The 18242-nt window shown below is 47.3% G+C and carries 27 protein-coding genes; all 27 read left to right on the forward strand.

The features are described 5' to 3' along the window. The gene (locus tag HP570_RS22715) at positions 1–999 is read left to right on the forward strand and encodes an ABC transporter permease (RefSeq protein WP_016741326.1); all 999 of its coding nucleotides are present in this window, start codon (positions 1–3) and stop codon (positions 997–999) included. A 289-nt stretch (positions 1000–1288) separates the two neighbouring features. Continuing rightward, a complete protein-coding gene (locus HP570_RS22720; RefSeq protein ID WP_173627247.1) occupies positions 1289–1537 on the forward strand; it encodes a hypothetical protein in 249 nt (82 codons plus the stop codon). Between the two features lie 8 nt (positions 1538–1545). Further along, positions 1546–1875, forward strand: a complete 330-nt coding sequence (locus tag HP570_RS22725; RefSeq protein WP_172142214.1) for a DUF2085 domain-containing protein — start codon at positions 1546–1548, stop codon at positions 1873–1875. A 133-nt stretch (positions 1876–2008) separates the two neighbouring features. Beyond that, on the forward strand, positions 2009–2752 hold the full coding sequence (gene map, locus HP570_RS22730) for a type I methionyl aminopeptidase (protein WP_173604232.1): 744 nt from the start codon (positions 2009–2011) through the stop codon (positions 2750–2752). A 123-nt stretch (positions 2753–2875) separates the two neighbouring features. Further along, entirely contained in the window at positions 2876–3433 is a 558-nt protein-coding gene (locus HP570_RS22735; RefSeq protein ID WP_173627248.1) for a DNA-3-methyladenine glycosylase I, read from the forward strand. 28 nt (positions 3434–3461) lie between these two features. Then, positions 3462–3938 carry a DinB family protein gene (locus HP570_RS22740; protein WP_173627249.1) on the forward strand — a complete coding sequence of 159 codons (477 nt, stop codon included), beginning with the start codon at positions 3462–3464 and terminating at the stop codon, positions 3936–3938. 380 nt (positions 3939–4318) lie between these two features. Beyond that, the gene (locus HP570_RS22745) at positions 4319–4657 is read left to right on the forward strand and encodes a sigma-70 family RNA polymerase sigma factor (RefSeq protein WP_173627250.1); all 339 of its coding nucleotides are present in this window, start codon (positions 4319–4321) and stop codon (positions 4655–4657) included. Next, the gene (locus HP570_RS22750; RefSeq protein ID WP_088909490.1) at positions 4603–4830 is read left to right on the forward strand and encodes a hypothetical protein; all 228 of its coding nucleotides are present in this window, start codon (positions 4603–4605) and stop codon (positions 4828–4830) included. Before HP570_RS22745 ends, HP570_RS22750 begins: the two co-directional genes overlap by 55 nt. Further along, positions 4827–5021, forward strand: a complete 195-nt coding sequence (locus HP570_RS22755; RefSeq protein WP_015893333.1) for a hypothetical protein — start codon at positions 4827–4829, stop codon at positions 5019–5021. The genes HP570_RS22750 and HP570_RS22755 overlap by 4 nt, the downstream gene beginning before the upstream one ends. Positions 5022–5271: 250 nt before the next feature. Beyond that, positions 5272–5925, forward strand: a complete 654-nt coding sequence (locus tag HP570_RS22760) for a hypothetical protein (RefSeq protein ID WP_173627251.1) — start codon at positions 5272–5274, stop codon at positions 5923–5925. A gap of 369 nt (positions 5926–6294) precedes the next feature. Further along, positions 6295–6792 carry a hypothetical protein gene (locus tag HP570_RS22765; protein WP_309139210.1) on the forward strand — a complete coding sequence of 166 codons (498 nt, stop codon included), beginning with the start codon at positions 6295–6297 and terminating at the stop codon, positions 6790–6792. Continuing rightward, positions 6792–6983: a hypothetical protein gene (locus HP570_RS22770; RefSeq protein WP_173627252.1), complete on the forward strand. Its 192-nt coding sequence runs from the start codon at positions 6792–6794 to the stop codon at positions 6981–6983. Before HP570_RS22765 ends, HP570_RS22770 begins: the two co-directional genes overlap by 1 nt. Before the next feature lie 2 nt (positions 6984–6985). Further along, on the forward strand, positions 6986–8323 hold the full coding sequence (locus HP570_RS22775; protein WP_173627253.1) for a phage tail sheath subtilisin-like domain-containing protein: 1338 nt from the start codon (positions 6986–6988) through the stop codon (positions 8321–8323). After that, positions 8324–8776 carry a hypothetical protein gene (locus HP570_RS22780; protein WP_016741306.1) on the forward strand — a complete coding sequence of 151 codons (453 nt, stop codon included), beginning with the start codon at positions 8324–8326 and terminating at the stop codon, positions 8774–8776. A 14-nt stretch (positions 8777–8790) separates the two neighbouring features. Then, on the forward strand, positions 8791–9177 hold the full coding sequence (locus tag HP570_RS22785) for a phage tail assembly chaperone (RefSeq protein ID WP_173627254.1): 387 nt from the start codon (positions 8791–8793) through the stop codon (positions 9175–9177). Positions 9178–9404: 227 nt separating this feature from the next. Next, positions 9405–11642, forward strand: coding sequence for a hypothetical protein (locus HP570_RS22790; protein WP_173627255.1), 2238 nt, complete (start codon positions 9405–9407; stop codon positions 11640–11642). Beyond that, positions 11639–12229, forward strand: coding sequence for a hypothetical protein (locus tag HP570_RS22795; protein ID WP_173627256.1), 591 nt, complete (start codon positions 11639–11641; stop codon positions 12227–12229). The genes HP570_RS22790 and HP570_RS22795 overlap by 4 nt, the downstream gene beginning before the upstream one ends. A 15-nt stretch (positions 12230–12244) precedes the next feature. Then, positions 12245–13198: an XkdQ/YqbQ family protein gene (locus tag HP570_RS22800; RefSeq protein WP_173627257.1), complete on the forward strand. Its 954-nt coding sequence runs from the start codon at positions 12245–12247 to the stop codon at positions 13196–13198. A gap of 3 nt (positions 13199–13201) precedes the next feature. After that, on the forward strand, positions 13202–13450 hold the full coding sequence (locus HP570_RS22805) for a hypothetical protein (protein ID WP_064202087.1): 249 nt from the start codon (positions 13202–13204) through the stop codon (positions 13448–13450). After that, entirely contained in the window at positions 13450–13884 is a 435-nt protein-coding gene (locus HP570_RS22810) for a DUF2634 domain-containing protein (RefSeq protein ID WP_173627292.1), read from the forward strand. The genes HP570_RS22805 and HP570_RS22810 overlap by 1 nt, the downstream gene beginning before the upstream one ends. Next, a complete protein-coding gene (locus HP570_RS22815) occupies positions 13872–14687 on the forward strand; it encodes a baseplate J/gp47 family protein (protein ID WP_015893320.1) in 816 nt (271 codons plus the stop codon). The genes HP570_RS22810 and HP570_RS22815 overlap by 13 nt, the downstream gene beginning before the upstream one ends. After that, a complete protein-coding gene (locus HP570_RS22820; protein WP_173627258.1) occupies positions 14684–15235 on the forward strand; it encodes a DUF2313 domain-containing protein in 552 nt (183 codons plus the stop codon). Before HP570_RS22815 ends, HP570_RS22820 begins: the two co-directional genes overlap by 4 nt. Beyond that, on the forward strand, positions 15229–15528 hold the full coding sequence (locus HP570_RS22825) for a hypothetical protein (protein ID WP_173627259.1): 300 nt from the start codon (positions 15229–15231) through the stop codon (positions 15526–15528). The genes HP570_RS22820 and HP570_RS22825 overlap by 7 nt, the downstream gene beginning before the upstream one ends. 1 nt (position 15529) lies before the next feature. Continuing rightward, on the forward strand, positions 15530–17152 hold the full coding sequence (locus tag HP570_RS22830) for a hypothetical protein (RefSeq protein ID WP_173627260.1): 1623 nt from the start codon (positions 15530–15532) through the stop codon (positions 17150–17152). An 18-nt stretch (positions 17153–17170) separates the two neighbouring features. After that, entirely contained in the window at positions 17171–17518 is a 348-nt protein-coding gene (locus HP570_RS22835; protein ID WP_173627261.1) for a hypothetical protein, read from the forward strand. 1 nt (position 17519) lies between these two features. Continuing rightward, positions 17520–17657, forward strand: a complete 138-nt coding sequence (locus HP570_RS22840) for an XkdX family protein (RefSeq protein WP_081437276.1) — start codon at positions 17520–17522, stop codon at positions 17655–17657. A gap of 123 nt (positions 17658–17780) precedes the next feature. Then, on the forward strand, positions 17781–18236 hold the full coding sequence (locus HP570_RS22845) for a phage holin family protein (RefSeq protein WP_173627262.1): 456 nt from the start codon (positions 17781–17783) through the stop codon (positions 18234–18236). Positions 18237–18242 lie beyond the last annotated feature (6 nt).

Consider the following 18242-nt stretch of genomic DNA (forward strand, 5'->3'; position numbering starts at 1 on the left):
GTGGCAGATAAAAAGTTTAGCTTGTTTGATTTTGTTTACAAATACGGAACGGTTGCAGTCATCGTCATTGTCATGTTGTTATTCAGTCTGACCAACCCGTATTTCTTCACGTACGACAACCTGACGGATATTCTTCGCTCCATCTCGATTGTGACATTTGTCGCGATAGGCGTTACGTTCTCGCTGATTGTCGGAGGCTTTGATTTGTCTGTAGGATCGACGGTTTCATTGACCACGGTCGTTTCTGCTTCGATGATGGTTTGGTACGAACAAGGAGTCTTCACGACTTTGGTTGTTCCGATTGTACTCAGCTTGCTCGTCGGGCTGGTCAACGCTTTTCTGGTCGTGAAAATCCGCATTCCTGATTTGCTGGCTACTCTGGCGATGCTCTACATCGTCAACGGCATTCATATGACGTATTCCCAAGGTTACTCGATCTACGCAAACATGCCGATGCAAGACGGCTCACAGGCTCCGGGAAAATTCCAGGAATGGTTCCTGTGGCTGGGCCAAGGAGAAATTCTCTCCGTTCCTGTTCCGGTTATCCTGACGTTTTTACTTGTCGCAATTACGCATGTGTACCTGACCTATACGAGACAGGGGCGGATGCTGTACATGACAGGTGGTAATTTGGAAGCAGCCCGTCTGTCGGGGATTCCTGTGAATCGCTATCGTACCTTGGCTTATGTGCTTTCTGCTCTTTTTGCGGGCTTGGGCGGGATGCTCTTGGCAGCGCGGATCGGTACCGGGCAGGTGAGTAGCGGCGGCTCCATGCTGATGGATGCAGTAGCGGCTGCTTTTGTAGGCTTCTCCGTTTTTGGAGCAGGGAAGCCAAATGTGTTCGGTACATTTGTGGGAGCCATTCTGATCGGGGTGCTGCTCAACGGCATGACGATGCTCAATCTGCCGTATTACGCGTATGACATTATTAAAGGAACGGTATTGGCGCTTGCACTGGCTGTGACCTATTATCAACTGCGGAGAAAACGAAACGCTTAGAATAGAAACGTTCATCTCATCTTCCTACTATTCCCTTCTCTTTTTTGAAGCTAAGTATTGTTCTTACGCAAGTGAGACAAATGCGAAAGCAATTTCAAATAAAGAGAAGGGATGTTGTTTTTATCGGCTTACATCCGCACGTACAGAGCGGTATAAATATGTGGACGCTATAACAAATCAGCAGGGTCGATGACTTCACGCCTGATCGTCACGCACAGTTGAAACTACAGATACTCTTTCTCGTAGAAAGAAAGAAAGAAAGAAAGAAAGAAAGAAAGGAAGGGAGAGGGTGTATCTGTTTTTTGTTGGATTAACGCTTTGCATGATCACATGGATTGCGGGAGGCGTATTTCTGTATCAAGGGGACTATGTTACAGGAGGAGTCTTGCTCATACTTGGTCTTCTCGTTTTCATTAGCATGATCCTCTATTATTCGACAAACCGGAAAAAGCGTAAAAATGGTTCGCCAGATTGCAGCTATCTTCCCGTTGATTGTCCGGATTGTGATACACCAGATTGCGATTGCAAGCCAGATTGAGGGAGCTGATGATGATCAATACACAGTGGATTCCCTGTCATCGACGAGCAGATCGTTCCTTTTCTATCGGTGGTAAGAAAATGCCCCTATGTGCCAGGTGTGTTTCGATCCTAGTTGGATACCTGCCGGCGCCTGTTTTTGCAGGAATGCATATCGTGACCTCTTACTATTTGATTGGACTGCTTTTATTGCCCATGCTGATTGATGGCTTTACCCAACATTGGAAGTGGCGAACAAGCAATAACAAGCTGCGTTTTTTTACAGGATTCAGTTTTGGAATCGGACAGTCTTTGCTCATTTCGAATGTCGTTTGGTTTTTGGTAGAGAGACTGGGGTGAAGCTAGATAAGGGTCGCAGAGGGCGCTTCTGGGGTTCTTTGTTCTTTCGACAGGTTGCGATTGGCGATGAAAAATGTTCCAATGTAGGAATAGATAAGAGGAATCATTACATTCGTAGACAGGAGGGCAACATATGTCGATTCAAAATGAACATGATTTGATTTGTTTGAAGCGGATCGGTAGCATTGTGGCAGAAGCGCGGGAGACGATGCTCAAAGCAGTGCGGGCAGGCGTGACAACAAAAGAACTCGACCGGATTGGCGGAGAGATCTTGGCAAAGTACGGAGCGCGGTCTGCACCGAATATCACGTATGATTTTCCAGGGCATACATGCATCAGTGTCAATCACATTGTTGCGCATGGCATCCCTGATGATACAGTTCTGCAAAATGGCGATATCATCAATATTGATGTCTCGGCGGAGCTGGATGGTTATTTTGCCGATACAGGTGCTTCAATTGTTGTAGGGGAAGGTGAGCCTGAGAAGCAATCCTTATGCGAATGCGCAGAGGAGTCGCTGTACAAGGCATTGGATGCAGCAAAGGCGGGATCAAAGCTAAGCCAAATTGGTCGCATTGTTCACCAGGAGGCCAGGAAAAAGGGCTTTACAGTCGTCAAAAACCTTACGGGCCATGGCATCGGCAAAAGCTTGCATGAAGAGCCTTCTTACATTTTGAATTACTATGACAAAAAGGAAAGACGCTTGCTCACAGAAGGTCTCGTGTTGGCAATAGAAACATTCATCTCAACGGGGACGGAATATGTGGATGATGGCAGGGACGGTTGGGCGCTCATTACGCCTGATAAGAGTTACGTAGCGCAATACGAGCACACCATCGTTGTAACGAAGGGGAAGCCAATTATTTTAACTGCTTGATTGCTGAGAGACCTCAAATGGATGAGGTCTTTTTTTGTGAAGAAAAACTTGCAGAATACCCAATGATTATATATTCTTTATATAAGAATATACGTTCGTATTTCGTGAAGGAGGTTTCTTTGCATGAATCGGTGCGGCTGGGTGAATCAGGACCCTATTTATATGGATTATCACGATCACGAGTGGGGAGTTCCTGTCTATGAGGATCGGTTGCTCTTTGAATATTTGAATTTGGAAGGCGCACAGGCCGGACTGAGCTGGTACACGATCCTGAAGAAGCGGGAAAATTATCGAAGAGCGTTTGATAACTTTGAAGCGGAGAAAATCGTTCAATACGATGAAGCCAAAATCGAGCAATTGCTGACAGACGAAGGCATCGTTCGAAACAGGCTGAAGATTCGGGGCGTCGTGAAGAACGCCCAGGCCTATTTGCGGGTTGTGGAGGAGTTTGGGTCTTTTAGCAGCTATCTTTGGTCGTTTGTAGGCGGGAAGCCGGTTCATAATCATTTTCAGGAAATGAAGGATGTGCCTGCTTCTACCGAAATCAGCGACAAAATGAGCAAGGACTTGAAAAAGCGCGGTTTTACTTTTGTCGGTTCAACCATTTGCTACGCCTTTATGCAAGCAGTTGGCATGGTCAATGATCACGTAGCGACTTGTGATCTCTATCAAAAAAATTAGGACGAGCTTACGGGGAGGGAAGAATGGCATGAACGAAAATGATCTCTTAATCTTAAACTTTGAGGAAGTAAGGCGTAGAAGCATCAAGGTGTGGAAGGCAATCCCTACAGATATGCTAAAATGGAAGCCTGACGATAAAGCGTTTACGTGCGGAGAAATGATTCGTCATGTCATGGAGGGTGAATTTTTGTATCACCAGATTTTGATCCAACGGGGAAGCGCTGCCCTGTCTGACATTCCCAATCCGTATGAAACCAAAGAGTTTTCGACCGTAGAAGAAGATTTGGCCTTTGCGAAGCCATATCGAGAAGAGTTTCTCCGCTTCGTCAGAGGGTTGTCCAAGAGCGATTTGGAGAGTATCCGCATTGATCGATCCGATGTAGGCTATGTCCGCACACTTGGAGACATGCTACTCCGAATCGCCTATCATGAGTCGGTACATACCGGTCAACTGCTGGATTATATGAGAACGATGGGCGTTGAACGACCGAATATTTGGGATTAAAAAAGTGCGAAAGATAAAAAAGCAGGCTAGCTCTTCTGTTGTGAATGAGAGAGGAGCTTGCTTTTTTATTTTTATCGTGTTTTTTGTGTGATGGACAGATAAAGCTCGAAAAGTATGGAAATTTTGTACTTTTATCGAGTGGGAACATCCGTTGTGTAAGGATAATTTCATACTTCTACATAGGCACGATCTCCACTGGGGATCGTGTTTTTTGATGTTTTATTTGGAATTTATGCAGAAGTTTAACCGGAGAAATCATCTCCAAAAATCTGGTAGAAAGAACTTGAACTTATTACCATAGTATGAGATACTTGTACTACAAAGAGAACGAGTGTTCCTATTTTCGGTTGGATGTTCGAAAAAGACAGAAGGTGAAGCATATGACAGATGAGCAGTTAAAAGAGCATTGCAGAAAGGTGCTCAAAAGGATTGCTTGGCGATTGCAATACGCCGCCAAGAAGCGTTTGTGCAGGGAGACGGTGATCAAAGAAGGGATGCGGGGAACGGAAACGATGGAGGATAATCTGTCCAACCTGTATGTTCAGGAGGTGTTGATGCAGCTCCCAGAAAAAGCCCGGATCATTATCAAGCATGTCGTTATTCAAGGAATGACAGAAGAACAGGTAGCCCAAAAACTGAATATGACCAGACAAGGAGTGAGTAAATGCAAAAACAAATATTTGCGCCAATTGGCCGAGAAGCTGACTCGTTCAGCTTGATCCTCCAAAAAGCACAGTCAGGGGACAATCGGGCGGTACTGACGATCCTCGACTTTTTGCTTCCTGACATGGAGTACCTTGCTTCCTTTATCAAACTACCTCGCGAAGAGAGCATGCAAGAAATGAAAACGGCGATGCTCGAGGCGATCCGTAGTGGAGAAGTGATGCTATGATGACGATTGATTATGTTCAGGTTCTCGCGGTGGTCGTGTGCTTCCTTGCTCTAATCGTCACGTTTAAGCAGGTGGATTTGCAGATTCGGATCAATAATCTGTTCAATCTGCAATTAAAGGCAAACAAAGAGAAAAAGAAAGAGCAGCAGGAAAAAAAGGAGACCCCGACTGACGATCGGAATCCCCATTAATTGCTTGGGGCAAAGAATACAACTGGTGAGTATCCTCTTTGCCCCCTTTCATTATACAAGAAAATGACCATGCAAAGGAGATACGTACGAAATGATAGAAGCAGCATTAATCGGAGCAGTTGTTTTATTGGTCGGAGTCATTATCGGACAGATCGGTTTGTCTCAAAGATTAAGAAAAGATGCAAGACTCAACGAAAACCGATAAGCAATCATACGGACTTCATATATATGACCGAGGGGGAATAGTACCTTGATCAGCAAAGATGTTTTCATGGAAGCAGTATGCGAGGTGTGTCCGGCAACGTGCTGGGGAAAGAAATCACATTGCCAGGTTCATGATAAGCACGTAGGAAAAATCGATTCTTGCCCGGAGTGGGACAAGTACATGCGGGATCAAGAGATAAAAGGGCAGCAAAAGACAGTATCCACAAGAAAAGAAGGTTTTGCCCGGACGAGCGAGCAAGCACCCATCGTAGATTTTCTACAAAAGGCGGAGGAAGAAATCCGCGACTACAATTACATGCAGATCGAGATCGTGCGTATCCAGCGTTTTTTGCGTGAAGCAGGGGAAGGAATGGTCGCACAGTACGGACTGGATGCAGGGATGCCGAAAGGAAAAGGCAGCAATGGTGATAAGACGCACGCAGAGGTTGTACGCCGGGAGCGGAAATGGAAGAGGCTACAAAATTTGCAGGATAAAATCGAGCGGATCAACAAAGCGGTTGAGACGATTCCAGGAGAGCAGGAACGGTTGGTAGTCGAAGCTTTGCTGGATGGCGACAAGAACAATCTGATTGCCAAAGAAATCGGTGTGTCCCGACAGCGGTATTATGAAATCAAGCGCAGTGCTGTGATGAAGATGGCATGGGCGATGTATGGCGATCAGGTACAGCAGACTGGATGATGAAAAACAAAGCCCGGCTTAATAGATGAAGCTGTCTGATGATGACAGCTTCTTTTTATTTTCACAAATATGTTGAGGCTGACAAAGGTTGACACTTCCTGACACATCGGGTCATTTTCCCGGTTTTTCCTTCAAATCGGTTATACTTGAGTCAAGCGAAACAAGTAAGAGAGATACGAGCCATCCGATGAAGCTGTCGGGTGGCTTTTTATGTACGCCACCGACTCAAATGTCCGGCGAGCGGGGAAAACGGCAATTGACGCCACACGATGTTGCGAGTCAAAGCCAAAGGCTACTCGCTCCCTGCTCGGCGGGTATTTGCCGTGGATACCTTGCCAAATGAAGTGAAATAGTGGGGGGAAGAGACATGTGACGAAGACAGACGAGAATACCGCAAGTATGGGAGGTGGAAGCTTGATGGATCGTGAGCTAGCTGTTCTCATTGAACTGGTGAAGGAAGCGTATCCAGAGCTGTCTACTGTTGTGAATGTGGACGACTGGATGGCGCAGCGATTCCAACCCCCTATCGCGTTTCTTTTGACGCAAGGGGTCCGTGAAGAAGGAAGAAGCCTCACTTCCTATCAGGTGGTCTCAGAAGCAGCCATCGTCCTCCACTATCCAAAGGTAGCGGGCGTCTACCAGCCGCTTTCAGCCGAACCGCTGCGTGAGCTTCTTCGCCAAAGGCAGTTCAGTTATCAAGGTAAGACGTCTGGATTGTCCATCGAGATCGACAGCTCTACCTTGCGTATTTGGCGGGATAAAAAGGACCGGACGGAAATCGCGTTCCAGTTCACCTACAACGTGGCGGTGCAGAGAGCAGTCACAGAAAAAATCAACGAATTTGATGTAGAGGGGGTCCGATCATAGTGGCACGAAAAGAACAACAAGCACAGGCCCCAGAGCTTGTGCAAACCAAACAAGAGTGGATCAAGAGCGCCGCTTACCTTGGAGCCGAACGGTTCGAGGTAGTAGGTGCTCTTTTTTCTGAAGCAGATGATCAACTACTGGCAGAAGGACAAGTGAAGAGCCGACTGACCAAATACAAAGGCGGGGTGTAAGCATGACCATTCAACGTGAACGTCCGGGTGTAACGGTCGAACTGATCGCAAAAGCAAAAGAACGTGTAGTACCGAAGAGCGGTGTCGTACTGGTACCGTATCAAGCGGAGTGGGGTGCGCCAGATGAGCTGGTCAAGCTGGGGAGCTTTGAAGAGCGAATTGCCCAGACATTTGGCAAGGTCGATACCGTGGAGCTGGCAGCAGAAGGCGGGGCGACGATTCTCGCGTACCGCATGACGAATGGCACAGCCACAAAAGCAGCGTATGAGCAAGCCGATGCAATCAGAGTCGAGGCTCTGTATCCGGGGTTGGTAGGTAACGAGCTGAAGGTTACGATCACAGTCTCGACGTCCGAGCCAGGTAAAAAAGAACTTCAGGTAACAGGCCCGCTGCAAACGGAGAAGTTTTCGTTTGCGGATGCGAATGAGCTGGCAGCAAAAACGAGCCAATCTAACTATGTGCGTGTGAAAAAGCTGGGTGAGACTGCCGTTACAATCGTGCCGGAAACAGCGCTAACAGGAGCGAAAAGTGGCACGGTAGCGCTTACCTCAGCTGACTCTACCAAGCTGTTCATGGCTGTGTCCGGAGCTGATTTTGACACGATGTATCTGCCTTTTGACGATGCGGCTGTACAAGCAGCAGCAAAGCAATTCATGAGCGATCGTCGCACACAAAACAAGAAGCTCAGCACGCTGGTAATCGGTGGAAAGGCGGCGGACGACGAGAACATGGCGAAGCACATCGAGCGCTCCGTGGCGCAAAATGCCCGGTTTGTCGTGAACACTGCTATCGCTGGTCAACACAACAACGGAAAAGTATACGGTAGCCTGGAGTGGGCCGCATGGGTAGCGGGTATGATCGCCGCGACACCTGCGCATGAATCGCTGACGGCCGTCGTCGTTCCATTGAAAAAAGCGCTCAAGGATTGGGGCCACACGGATATTTTGAGTGCGCTCGGTTCTGGAACGCTGATCGCAACTCGCGACGGAGACGTGTACATCCTCGAGAGCGCCGTCAATACGTTGGCTGTTCTGGGGACACATGAGCGCGAGGACTACGGCAAAATCCGTGTCAGCATGACGCTGGATCAGATCGTCAACGACATCAGCCAAGTCGGCAAGAAATACAAAGGCAAGCTCGGCAACAACGATTTGGGCGGCGCAGTGTTTGTCTCTGCCGTCAACGCGTACATGACCGTCCGCGAGCAGCAGGGCGCGATTGATACGGGCTGGACATTTACGGATAAAAAGAATGGCATCGGGGATCGCCGTGGCTTCCTCTTGTCTGCGAAGCCGCTTGATGCCATCGAATACTTTGACATTGACTGGGAGGTGCTTTAATTGGCTATTGCACGCGATATTAAACTGAAGAACTGCCAAATTTACGATGAAAACGGAGACCCGATCTTCGGTACCTTGGAAGGCAAAATGGTTCTCAAGGTAGAGTACGGCGACACGAATCGCCTGCAAAAAGGAAAAATCCAAACCGTCAACGACTGGCATGTAGAAGTGACATTGAAAATTACCGCAACCAACGCTGCGCTGAAATACTACTGCGTGGATCAATTGACGCAAGGCAAGACCCCAGTCCTCCCATTCCTGATCGGTGAGACGCTGGACAAGGAAGCCGGCAACTCCGAACGCGTCCGCATTTCCAATATCGTGCTGAACCCAGACGAGATTACGCTGTGGGAAGCCAAAGCAGACGGCAACGATCACGCGACCTACGATCTGAAAGGGATTTCCATCGAGAAGCCAGACTACCTAGATGAATTGCCAACCTACACGGAATAGGAGAGTGCTTGAATATGAACAAAAACAAACTCGAGAAATTTTTGGCCAAAGCCAATGAACAAGCTCCGCGAAGAGAAATCACCGTCACCATCGATGGTGACGAGTGGAAGGTACGCCAACTGAATTTGTCCGAGCTGCGTGACTGCGAACGCATGGCTGACAAAGGAGAGAAAACGGATTGGTTCCTGTACAACGATGCTCGTTTGGTGAAGGCCACGGAGCACGAATTCCCTTGGAATCAGGAAGAACTCAAGAAGGCGTACAAGGTTGGCACCAAGTATGAGCTCGTCGAGAAAATTTTCCGCGACAACCCAGAAGGCTACACCAAGCTACTAAATGCAGTCCGTGAAGTCAATGCGACCCAAACGGAAGAAGAAGCCATTGAAGAAGCAAAAAACTAATCCGATCTGACGGCGAGGCCTGGCATATTTGCCGCGCTTTTCTAAAAGGCAGAGGCCGCCCGTCGGATCTACTCGAGTACGAAGTCGATTTGTACAAGCAGAAGCTGTTTATTTTTGCTTGTCAGATGATTGAGGCTGAGGATGAGGAAAGGGCTGGGGGATAGGTCTCCCGGCTTTTTTCGGGTTCTGCTGGGTGTAGACATCTGGGAGGACAAGGAGGTGAAAGAATGGCAGGAACAATGATGGAAACGTTTGATGCTTATAGTGGAGTAGTAGGTAAATATGACGATTTAGCAAAAGGACTCCAGGGCTCACTAACTCCTTTGTTAGAAAAGGCTCTTGGAACAACGCTGAGTTCAGTTGCCCAAGAAGCTCAGGCGACTGAAAGAGAAAAGACACTTTTTGAAGCTGGTGGCAAAAGTAAGGAGCAACTCCTGAAGATAGAAGAGACTTCCATAACCATACGTGAGCTCAACCCTGATATAAAGAAAGATCAAGCATACAGCCTCATGGCCAAAGCTGAACTTGTGCATGCATCCAATGGTTTAAAGTATGCAGAAAAAGCAAGCATGCTGAAATACACGACGCGGTTTACGGAAGATGACATCATGAAAATGATGAGCTCCATTGAGATTTCTACGGGTAATGAAAGTACCGTTAGGCAGTCAAATGCCGTTCAGTATTTAAGCAACAAGGGAGGGGGAGCCGCGACTGGAAAATTTGTGGAGTCTATGGCTCACTTCAACCTACAGAATGGCAATTTGCTGAATACGCCTGAAAAAATGGCCGCTACCTTTGTCTCTATAGGGAACCTTTTGAATGATTTTAAAACGTATGGTGCGTTGTATGAGAATGCAATGAAGATGTCGGATAATGGTGATCTCGCCGCAATCCTTGAGAAGCATTACAAGGCTCAAAATAAGAAGGATGCAAAGGCCAAGGCCGCCCAAGATATAGCAACGCTGAATCGAAGTCTCGCAACAGGGGAGAAAGAAACAATAAATATCGCCCTCGGAAAACTCCTGATGACTTTTTCTAGCATCCAGGATCAAACGTTACAACAACGTGCATTCGATACATTGAGAGGCGATGCCGGAGATGACATGGCGAAGGGTCTGCGAGAAGTAAATGATACGGCAACAGGGGCTTTTGTGCCGGAAATGGGGAAAGAGAGCGCATATAAAGTCGGGAATGAAGCGGTGAATGCGCATCAGCTGTCTGCTCAGAACGATGCTTATTATAAAACTGGGCAGGCACAAGCGATGGCGAGAAACGAGGCCATGGAGATCGCGACTCTTTACGCAGAACAAATGTCTGAGATAAATACAGGGATTACGAAAGCAGCTGAAGGAGTAATGGGCTCGTTTAACTCTTTGAACGAGTCGATAAAAGGTACTGTGATTTTTGTCGGAGGATTACTACTCCTTGGTAATGCTTTGAACGTTCACACGACATCTCAGCTGAAAAAATTCAAAGATCTTTGGAAAACCATAGAAAAGTTCCCTCCAGAAGCGACTGGCGGAAAAGACTGCGGCTGTTGCTGCGATGGCACACAAAGTCCTTCTTCTAAAAAGAAATCAAAGAAAAAAAATTCTCCGGATCGCCCTCCAACAGGAGAAAAATCTGCTTCGAATAGTGGTGGTCCTCAAGGACAAGCGGGGAAAACAACGAGCAGAGGTCAAAACAATGCCCCAACAACTTCTACGGCAGGAAAAAAACAACCGGACGCTGGTGGCGGTAATCCGCAAAAAGAAGCAGAGAAAACAGACGGCAAAAACAAAAATCAAAACAGTGCGCCAACCCCCTCTTCTGTAGGAAATCAACCCGGACCAGAGAGTGGCGGCAATCATGGTGAGACTGGTAAAGCTGGCAGCAAAGGTGGCTGGAAACAATTGCTGAAAGGAGGACTCAGAAGGGTTCCTCTTCTGGGAACTTTACTAGGCGTCACAGCTATTGCAGGCTCAGCGAACAAGCTGGATACTGCAGCACAAGTGGGGGCAGAAGCACTCGGTGGCTGGGGAGGGGCAGCAGCGGGAGCGGCTACTGGAGCAGTTATTGGTTCGGTGTTACCTGGGATTGGTACAGCAATCGGGGGGATAGTTGGTGGCTTTATTGGTGGCATGGGTGGATCAGCGGCGGGTGGTGCCCTATACGATGGGATCAAGTCGTGGTGGCAGAACAAGACTCCTGTGGCATCTGCGGGAGCTGCAGCTATGAAACCAGCAATTCAAGCAGGTCCTGCTGCTCCGAATCATTCGCCTGTTGGTAACTCACCTGGGAATCCGCAGCCTGTCTCCATTGCTATTCCGCAAGTTTCGATTCCACTGCACGTACAAGGCGTACTGCAAGATATCCCCACCATGTTAAAAATGCTCAGCGATCCATCTGTTGCGCAGAGAATCAAGGACATCATCGAGCGATCCCTGCTGGATGCAATAGAGACGAGGGGAGGGGTAACGAAATGATCCGTCTACAAGGCAAATACAGGCTGACGTTTCCGGTTACACCTGCGGAAATCCAGTTTCGTGGCTACGGCAACGACATCGAAAGCTCGACATCGATTACGTTATTGTCCGGCAATCGCATCTCTTCCAGACGTCCGAAGTCGATCTCCTTTGATTTCTTTCTACCCGGAGACAGTACAGCTCCTTACGTCGAGGTGCAAGGCTATCAGGGGCCCAGACAGTGGCTTGCCGGATTGGATCGCTTAACTGGTTCAGAAGCCCTTTTGACTATTGACGAGCTTGATCTTGCGTGGAATGTGCTCATCGGGCCATGCGACGGAAAATTCCAAGGAAAGAACGTCGATTTTCATGGCTCGATTGAGCTACCGTTGTTTGTCAAAGATGAGTTCATTACGTGGAGCAATCAGACGCAGCTTCTATCCCCGGGTGCGGTCATTACGCGACAGCAGCCAGCTCGCCCGAATACGAGCGGGAAGGTAGCCAAGAAGACGAAGAAGCAGCAAGCGACCCCACGGATAGACAGTAAAAGGTTGGAAGATAGGAAAAGAGAGATTCACGAAAAGCTAGAAAGAGAAAATAGAATGTAACGGAGGGCAGACGCAATGAAAGTCATTTACGGAAAAGAGCAGACCCGCTATGACCTGACCCCAGCCGTTACCGAGTTGTCCTGGTCCTCGGCCAGGGGACAAATCGCCCAAAATTGTGATGTGAAAGTCAAGGGAGGCCCGCCGCTACAAACGGCGGGTTTTTTGATGCTCTTTGCAGGTGCGGAGTTAAAAGAATCTCAGCAGCTTTTCCATGGCCCGCTCGTTCGTTTTGACCGGGATGATCGGACAGGTGATCTATCCGCTACGGCATATGAGTTGGGCTGGTATTTGCAAAAAAACGAAGTCTCCAGGCTCAAGCTGGATGGAGATGCAGGGACAGAGCTTGCACGAATCATTAAGTCGGCAGGTATACATTTTAGCTGTCCAGCATTCGGTTTTACGGTCAAGGAGAGGATCTCGTCCCAATCATATACTTCCCTCTTTACATCACTGACAGAGCAGGCGTACGAAAAAACTGGCATCCGCTATTTTGTACAATACCAGCGAGACAAGCTGACGGTACTCCCCGAGGGGAAAAACAGCATTATTCCGATGTTCAAGGCGAGCTTACTCACAAGCAGTTCGACGGGTGAGAGCATCGAGGAGGTTTACACCGTCGTGACAGTAGAGCGTTACCGAGATGATCGGGTCGTGAGCAGTGCAACGAAATCTAACGATAGCCTGGTCAAACAAATCGGACGCATGCAAAAAGTCATCGATGCAGGCGAGGACAAAAACGTAGCTGGATTGGCAGCCAAGCAGCTTGCAGAGTTGTCCAAAATCCCAAAGACGCGCTCCATTTCGGTCAAGCACGAGGATGAAAATGCTGCGAGACTTCGCGCAGGCTGGCTAATCAAAATCATGGAAAAGGACAATAAATCCATCACCGATTGGATCGTCACCAACTGCCAAGCGCGTTGGAAGGGCGGTCAATACACAATGGATCTCCAATTGGAAAGGAGGACGTAAGGGATGCATTCAGTTATCGCAAAACTGCGGGGGCATGCACAAGACGGCATCGAGAACACCCAAGGGGAATTTGGCAAGCTTTTGTCGCTCTCGCCTTTGTCTGTAAAGTTGGATGAGGACCCGACACCCTTGGAGCCGTATGAGCTGTCTGTACTGCGTTCTGCCCGATTGTTACAAGAAGATGTGGGCAAAAAAGTAGCTCTGCTGCGATGCAACAACGAACAATACCTCCTGCTTGGGGTGGTGGAATGATGTTTCCGCAGTTGCAAGGGACAGATGAGATATTTGCGCAAGGAACCGAGTTGCCCATTCCGTGGACATATCGGTTCGATTGGGAAACGAAGCAGCTAAGGCAGGGACCAGATGGCAGATATTTGCGCACTACGACTTACGTAGAGTACTTGGAGGAGACGGTGAAAAAGATCCTCCATACACGGCGGTTCCGTTATGCGATCTACTCGGAGCGGTATGGCGTGGATTTTTTGTCCGACAAGGGGCGAATGAGGTCTGCATTGTCCCTGCCTGTGATTAAGGCACAAGTGCAAGAAGCGCTGGAAGCGCACAGTGAGATTGAACGCGCGGAGGTGCTTGATATCCGCTTTGAGGGGAATCGGGTTATTTTGTATCTGGAGATTGCTGGGATACGTGGTTCGACGAGAATGGAGGTGGATGCATGGCAACGTTAGAGAAGCCGGAAATGCCGATACTTCGGGAGACGGCTGACCAGATTTATCAGAGAATAGCAAATCGGATGGCGGTCATTGCTAAAGAGCGTGGTGAAACTCCACCTGCGACAGAAGAGGGTGAACTGTTTTACGATTTGCTTTATCCATTAGCAGAAGAGATTAGTGATCAGCAGCAGTTATTTGAATATGGCTTTTTACAGCGATTTCTGCCATGGGCTGAAGGGGAATATCTTGACGCAAATGGAGTCTTCTTCGGACTCGGAAGACATAAAGACGAAGCTGACATTTCCTACAAGCAAAGGTTGATAGATAGAGCACGCACAGAAGACGGGGACGGTCGGCGCGCTGACTACGAACGGTGGGCACGGAACACTGAGGGGGTTGGAGGGGCTGTAGCTGTTGAGAAAGCGCGTCACGACAATTCGATTGATGTATATATTACGAACCTAAGTGGTCAGCCGGCGGCTGCAGAGCTAGTTCAGCAAGTACGAACAAAACTAGAAGACAACCGGAAGGCGCTTCACGATCTAAACGTCTTTCCTGCGAAGGTGTTCCCTATCTCTATTTCAGTACGCCTTGTTGTACAACCAGAAGTGGAGGTTGCGAAAGTGAAGGAGCAAATCACAACACTAATTAAAGCATATCTCAAAGGGCGTTCCCTTATCGTGTATCAACAGTTAGGGGCCCTCTTTTTCGTGGATGGAGTAAGTGATTTTACTGAATACACATTAAACGGTGAAAAGGCAAACCTAACCGTACCAGCGGATTCTGTGTCTACACTGTCATTGGTGGTATCTGTATGATCCCTGAAAGATACCGAAGCATGTTACCGCAGCAGTGGTATGAGAATAAAGTCGCTGAACTTCATTTTGAGGGTGCAATCAGCGCATTAGACGCCCATTTTCAAAAACGTTCAGACGTTGAGCAACAGTTTTTACCCCTGACAGCAACCTGGGGGTTAGATGTATGGGATTGGATTTATTTCGGGAACAAGCAACTGATGCCTATTGATGATCGGAGAAAGAACATTCAAAGGAAACACTGGGGGAGACTCCCATTTACTATGCCAGTACTTCGGTCATTAGGACAAACAGTTGGTGATTTAATTTCAGTAACAGAAGACTTTTCGAAAAAGGAAATTGAATTTGAATTTTCGCTTCAGCTACCGATTGATTTGATCATGCTTCACGATATGTTTGAACAGATGCGCCCAGTTCATGTTAACAGAGAGAGAATCGTCATAAGACGAAGTGGACATCTAGAGTTCAAAATAGGAACCTATCAGACTTACGAGAGTATCACTCAAGATTGTGGGGCTTTTTATGCGGGAGGTGAGAACGATTTATGTTAACAGATTACGCACTCAAGCAACAAACGAATGCCTTGGAATCGATTTTCCATCAAGCAGAGGTCGAAATCGATGGTAACTTGTTCCCAGCCATCCTTGAAAAGACACGTCAGGGTCCGAGCAAAATAACGATTCTCGTTCGGATTCAGGCAAAACAAGCGGGTCTTGTCACGAAGCGTATAGTAAAGGATGTTAAAGGCGAGGTTGTTTGGCAGGATAACGTAAACATTACAAAACCGGAGAGGGAAATAGCTATCAGTATTCCCATAGAAGTAAACTGGAAGGTAGGTGGATAGGATGGTTTATAACAAGCAACAACATGTTAATCGATTGGTTGATCGTCCGAACACATACACGATTACACAAAACACGGATGGTACTGCCAAGATTCTTCCCGCCTGGAAGCAAATAGCAGGTACGCCAGTAGATGAAGTTCGCCTTAACTACATGGAGGACGGCATCGAAAGTGCTCATAAAAGTTTAGATGAGAAAGTAAATGCGATCCGACCTGTTTTTTATGGGTATCCATCTATTAAAGCATTTGCACCTGATGATCATGTGTTTTTGCAATTTTATCCGGACAAAGACAATCCATCAAAGAGAGAGGCTCATATAGGTTTTCCAAATAACTCAACGATTGATTTCACACTGGCAAACGAAAAAGTTGATGGCGGCATCCATCTCCTAACCAATGGTGCTGGCAAGGTATTGGTTAACAATCAACAAGTATTTCATCAGGGCAATCCGGAGATTCAAAACAATCCAAACCTATTGAAAAACTCTACAGGTCGTTTTGGACTTTTAAGTTGGTCTGATCAAAGCGGGAAAAAGATTTCTGTGGTTAAAGGAAACGAGGGTGAAGGGGATTATTTCGCAACAAGAGTTGGCGCCGCTGCTAACGAGCGCCCCTATTTGAGCAGCGACTTTATTGATATGAAGGAAAATACCCCGATTTCATTGTCAGGAGAAATGCAGACAATCGGCATAACTTCAGGCGCAATTTATTTAGAAGTACAGTATTACAAGTCCGATGGCACACTCATAAATAGTATGAATGTAACAGCGCAAAATGGTAAAAAGTGGTCATTTTATTTTTTTACAGCAACAACGCCACCACTTACTGCAAAGGTAAAAGTATTTCTCGCTATTAACCCAAGTACAACACTTACAAATGCTGCATGGCGCAAAATCAAGCTAGAAGCAGGGACAAAACCGACGCCATATAGCGCCGAGGGTGATCTCGGATTCGTCTTGGCTCCAGAAGTGAACCTTACGAATGGAACGAAAATCTCGGAAACAGTTAATCAACGTACGGCGCTCTATGCCCATTCAAATAGATTTGATGTTTTATCACAAAATGGTTCGAATCTGATTCTATCAGTTAACGCAGGAGATCGCTCGTTCAAATTTCTGAATAGCGAAGTAATGAGAGCAGATAACATGGCAGCGCATTTGGCTACTGATTCGGTACACGGGTATATGAGTAGCGCCGATAAGAAGAAACTAGATACTATTGCATCGTATGCCAATTATTTTCATAACTCAATCCAATGGGATCTGACACCGAAAAACGGATGGTCTACTGCCAATACAAATGAACCAGCGAGTGCTGGGTTGATCGCAGACAATGAAGACAATTCTGGAATTGTTATATTGATGGGCGAGCTTACTTTGGCCAGTACGCCTCAACAAGGCAGTCTTATGGCTACTCTGATGCTTATGCACCGTCCAAGGTACTTTACGGAAGTTCCCGTTGTAATCACTTCATTGAGTGCGAAGGAAAAATTGTACCAAGGGTATATTTTTATCGACCACTACACGGGTGACATACAACTATTTTATAACTCCAATAATCCTCCACCACTAGGTGGGATAAGAGTTATCTTTACTGGTGCAAGCTTCCGAGCCAAAAAAACATAACGAGGAGAGATAAATCGTATGTCTCAAATCCAAGCATACAGAATCGATGTAAATGGTTTTTTCGTAGAACCAGTATTGATCAGTGCAGATTTACCACCTGAACAAATTCCGGAAGACATTGTGAAAGAAAGGCCAACTGACGGACTCTTTAAAGCAAAATGGACGGGGGACCAGTGGGAAGAGGGTCTAACTAGTCAAGAAATAGGTAAGATCAAGGACTGGCAACGGCCACAGTCTGAGTCAGAAATCAGAGGCCAACAATTGGTAGAAAAGGAGTTGCAAATTCTGCAACTAAAGAACGAAAACAAAGTTCTCGGGCAATCCATCGTTAACCTTGAATTAAGACTATCCCAAGGAGGCTTGTAGTATGACAGACTATCAAAAGTGGCAGTATTACTATACTTGTGGTTGGGCAACCACTGATCAGCTTAAACAGATAGTTTCCTTCGGAAAGATCACCGTAGAAGAGTTTAAAACCATCACTGGACAATCATACAAGGCCTAAGCACTCTTTTTACATGAAAGGGCGCTTTTTCTTTGTTATGACACTCTGGTACACGAAAATAATAAAAGGCTTCGTTCTAAGCGGGGCCTTTTTTGCTATGTAAGCGAAAGGAGGAGACACGCTATGAAATCCCTACACAGCCTAGAAAGCATCGCAACCCCAGCAAACGCCTGGGCGACAACAGCAGGTGCAATCGTGTCGCCCGCCTTTCATTATCTATACGGCACCAACCGCCAAGACATCATCATCGTCCTCTTCTTCCTAATCGCCCTCGACTGGATCACGGGCATCTCCGCCGCCAAAAAGGACCAATCCTACTCCTCCGACTACGGCCTGTCCCGAATCCCCCGCACCTTATTCCTCATGGCCCTACCAGCCGTAGCTAATCTCCTAGACCGCGTCATGGGCACCCCAGGCTTCTTATTCTACGGTGTCACCTTCGGCCTCATCTACCACACGTGGACAAGCCTGACCGCCAATGCCCACCGCGCAGGCTGGCCGATGCCCAAATCCGTCGAGAAATTAGTCAGCGCCGAAATCAAGGCAAAGGCAGAGCGTGCTAAACGAAAGGAGTCCTAGTAAACA

Origin of the sequence: Brevibacillus sp. RS1.1, from assembly GCF_013284365.1 — a bacterium.
Lineage (GTDB): Bacteria > Bacillota > Bacilli > Brevibacillales > Brevibacillaceae > Brevibacillus > Brevibacillus brevis_D.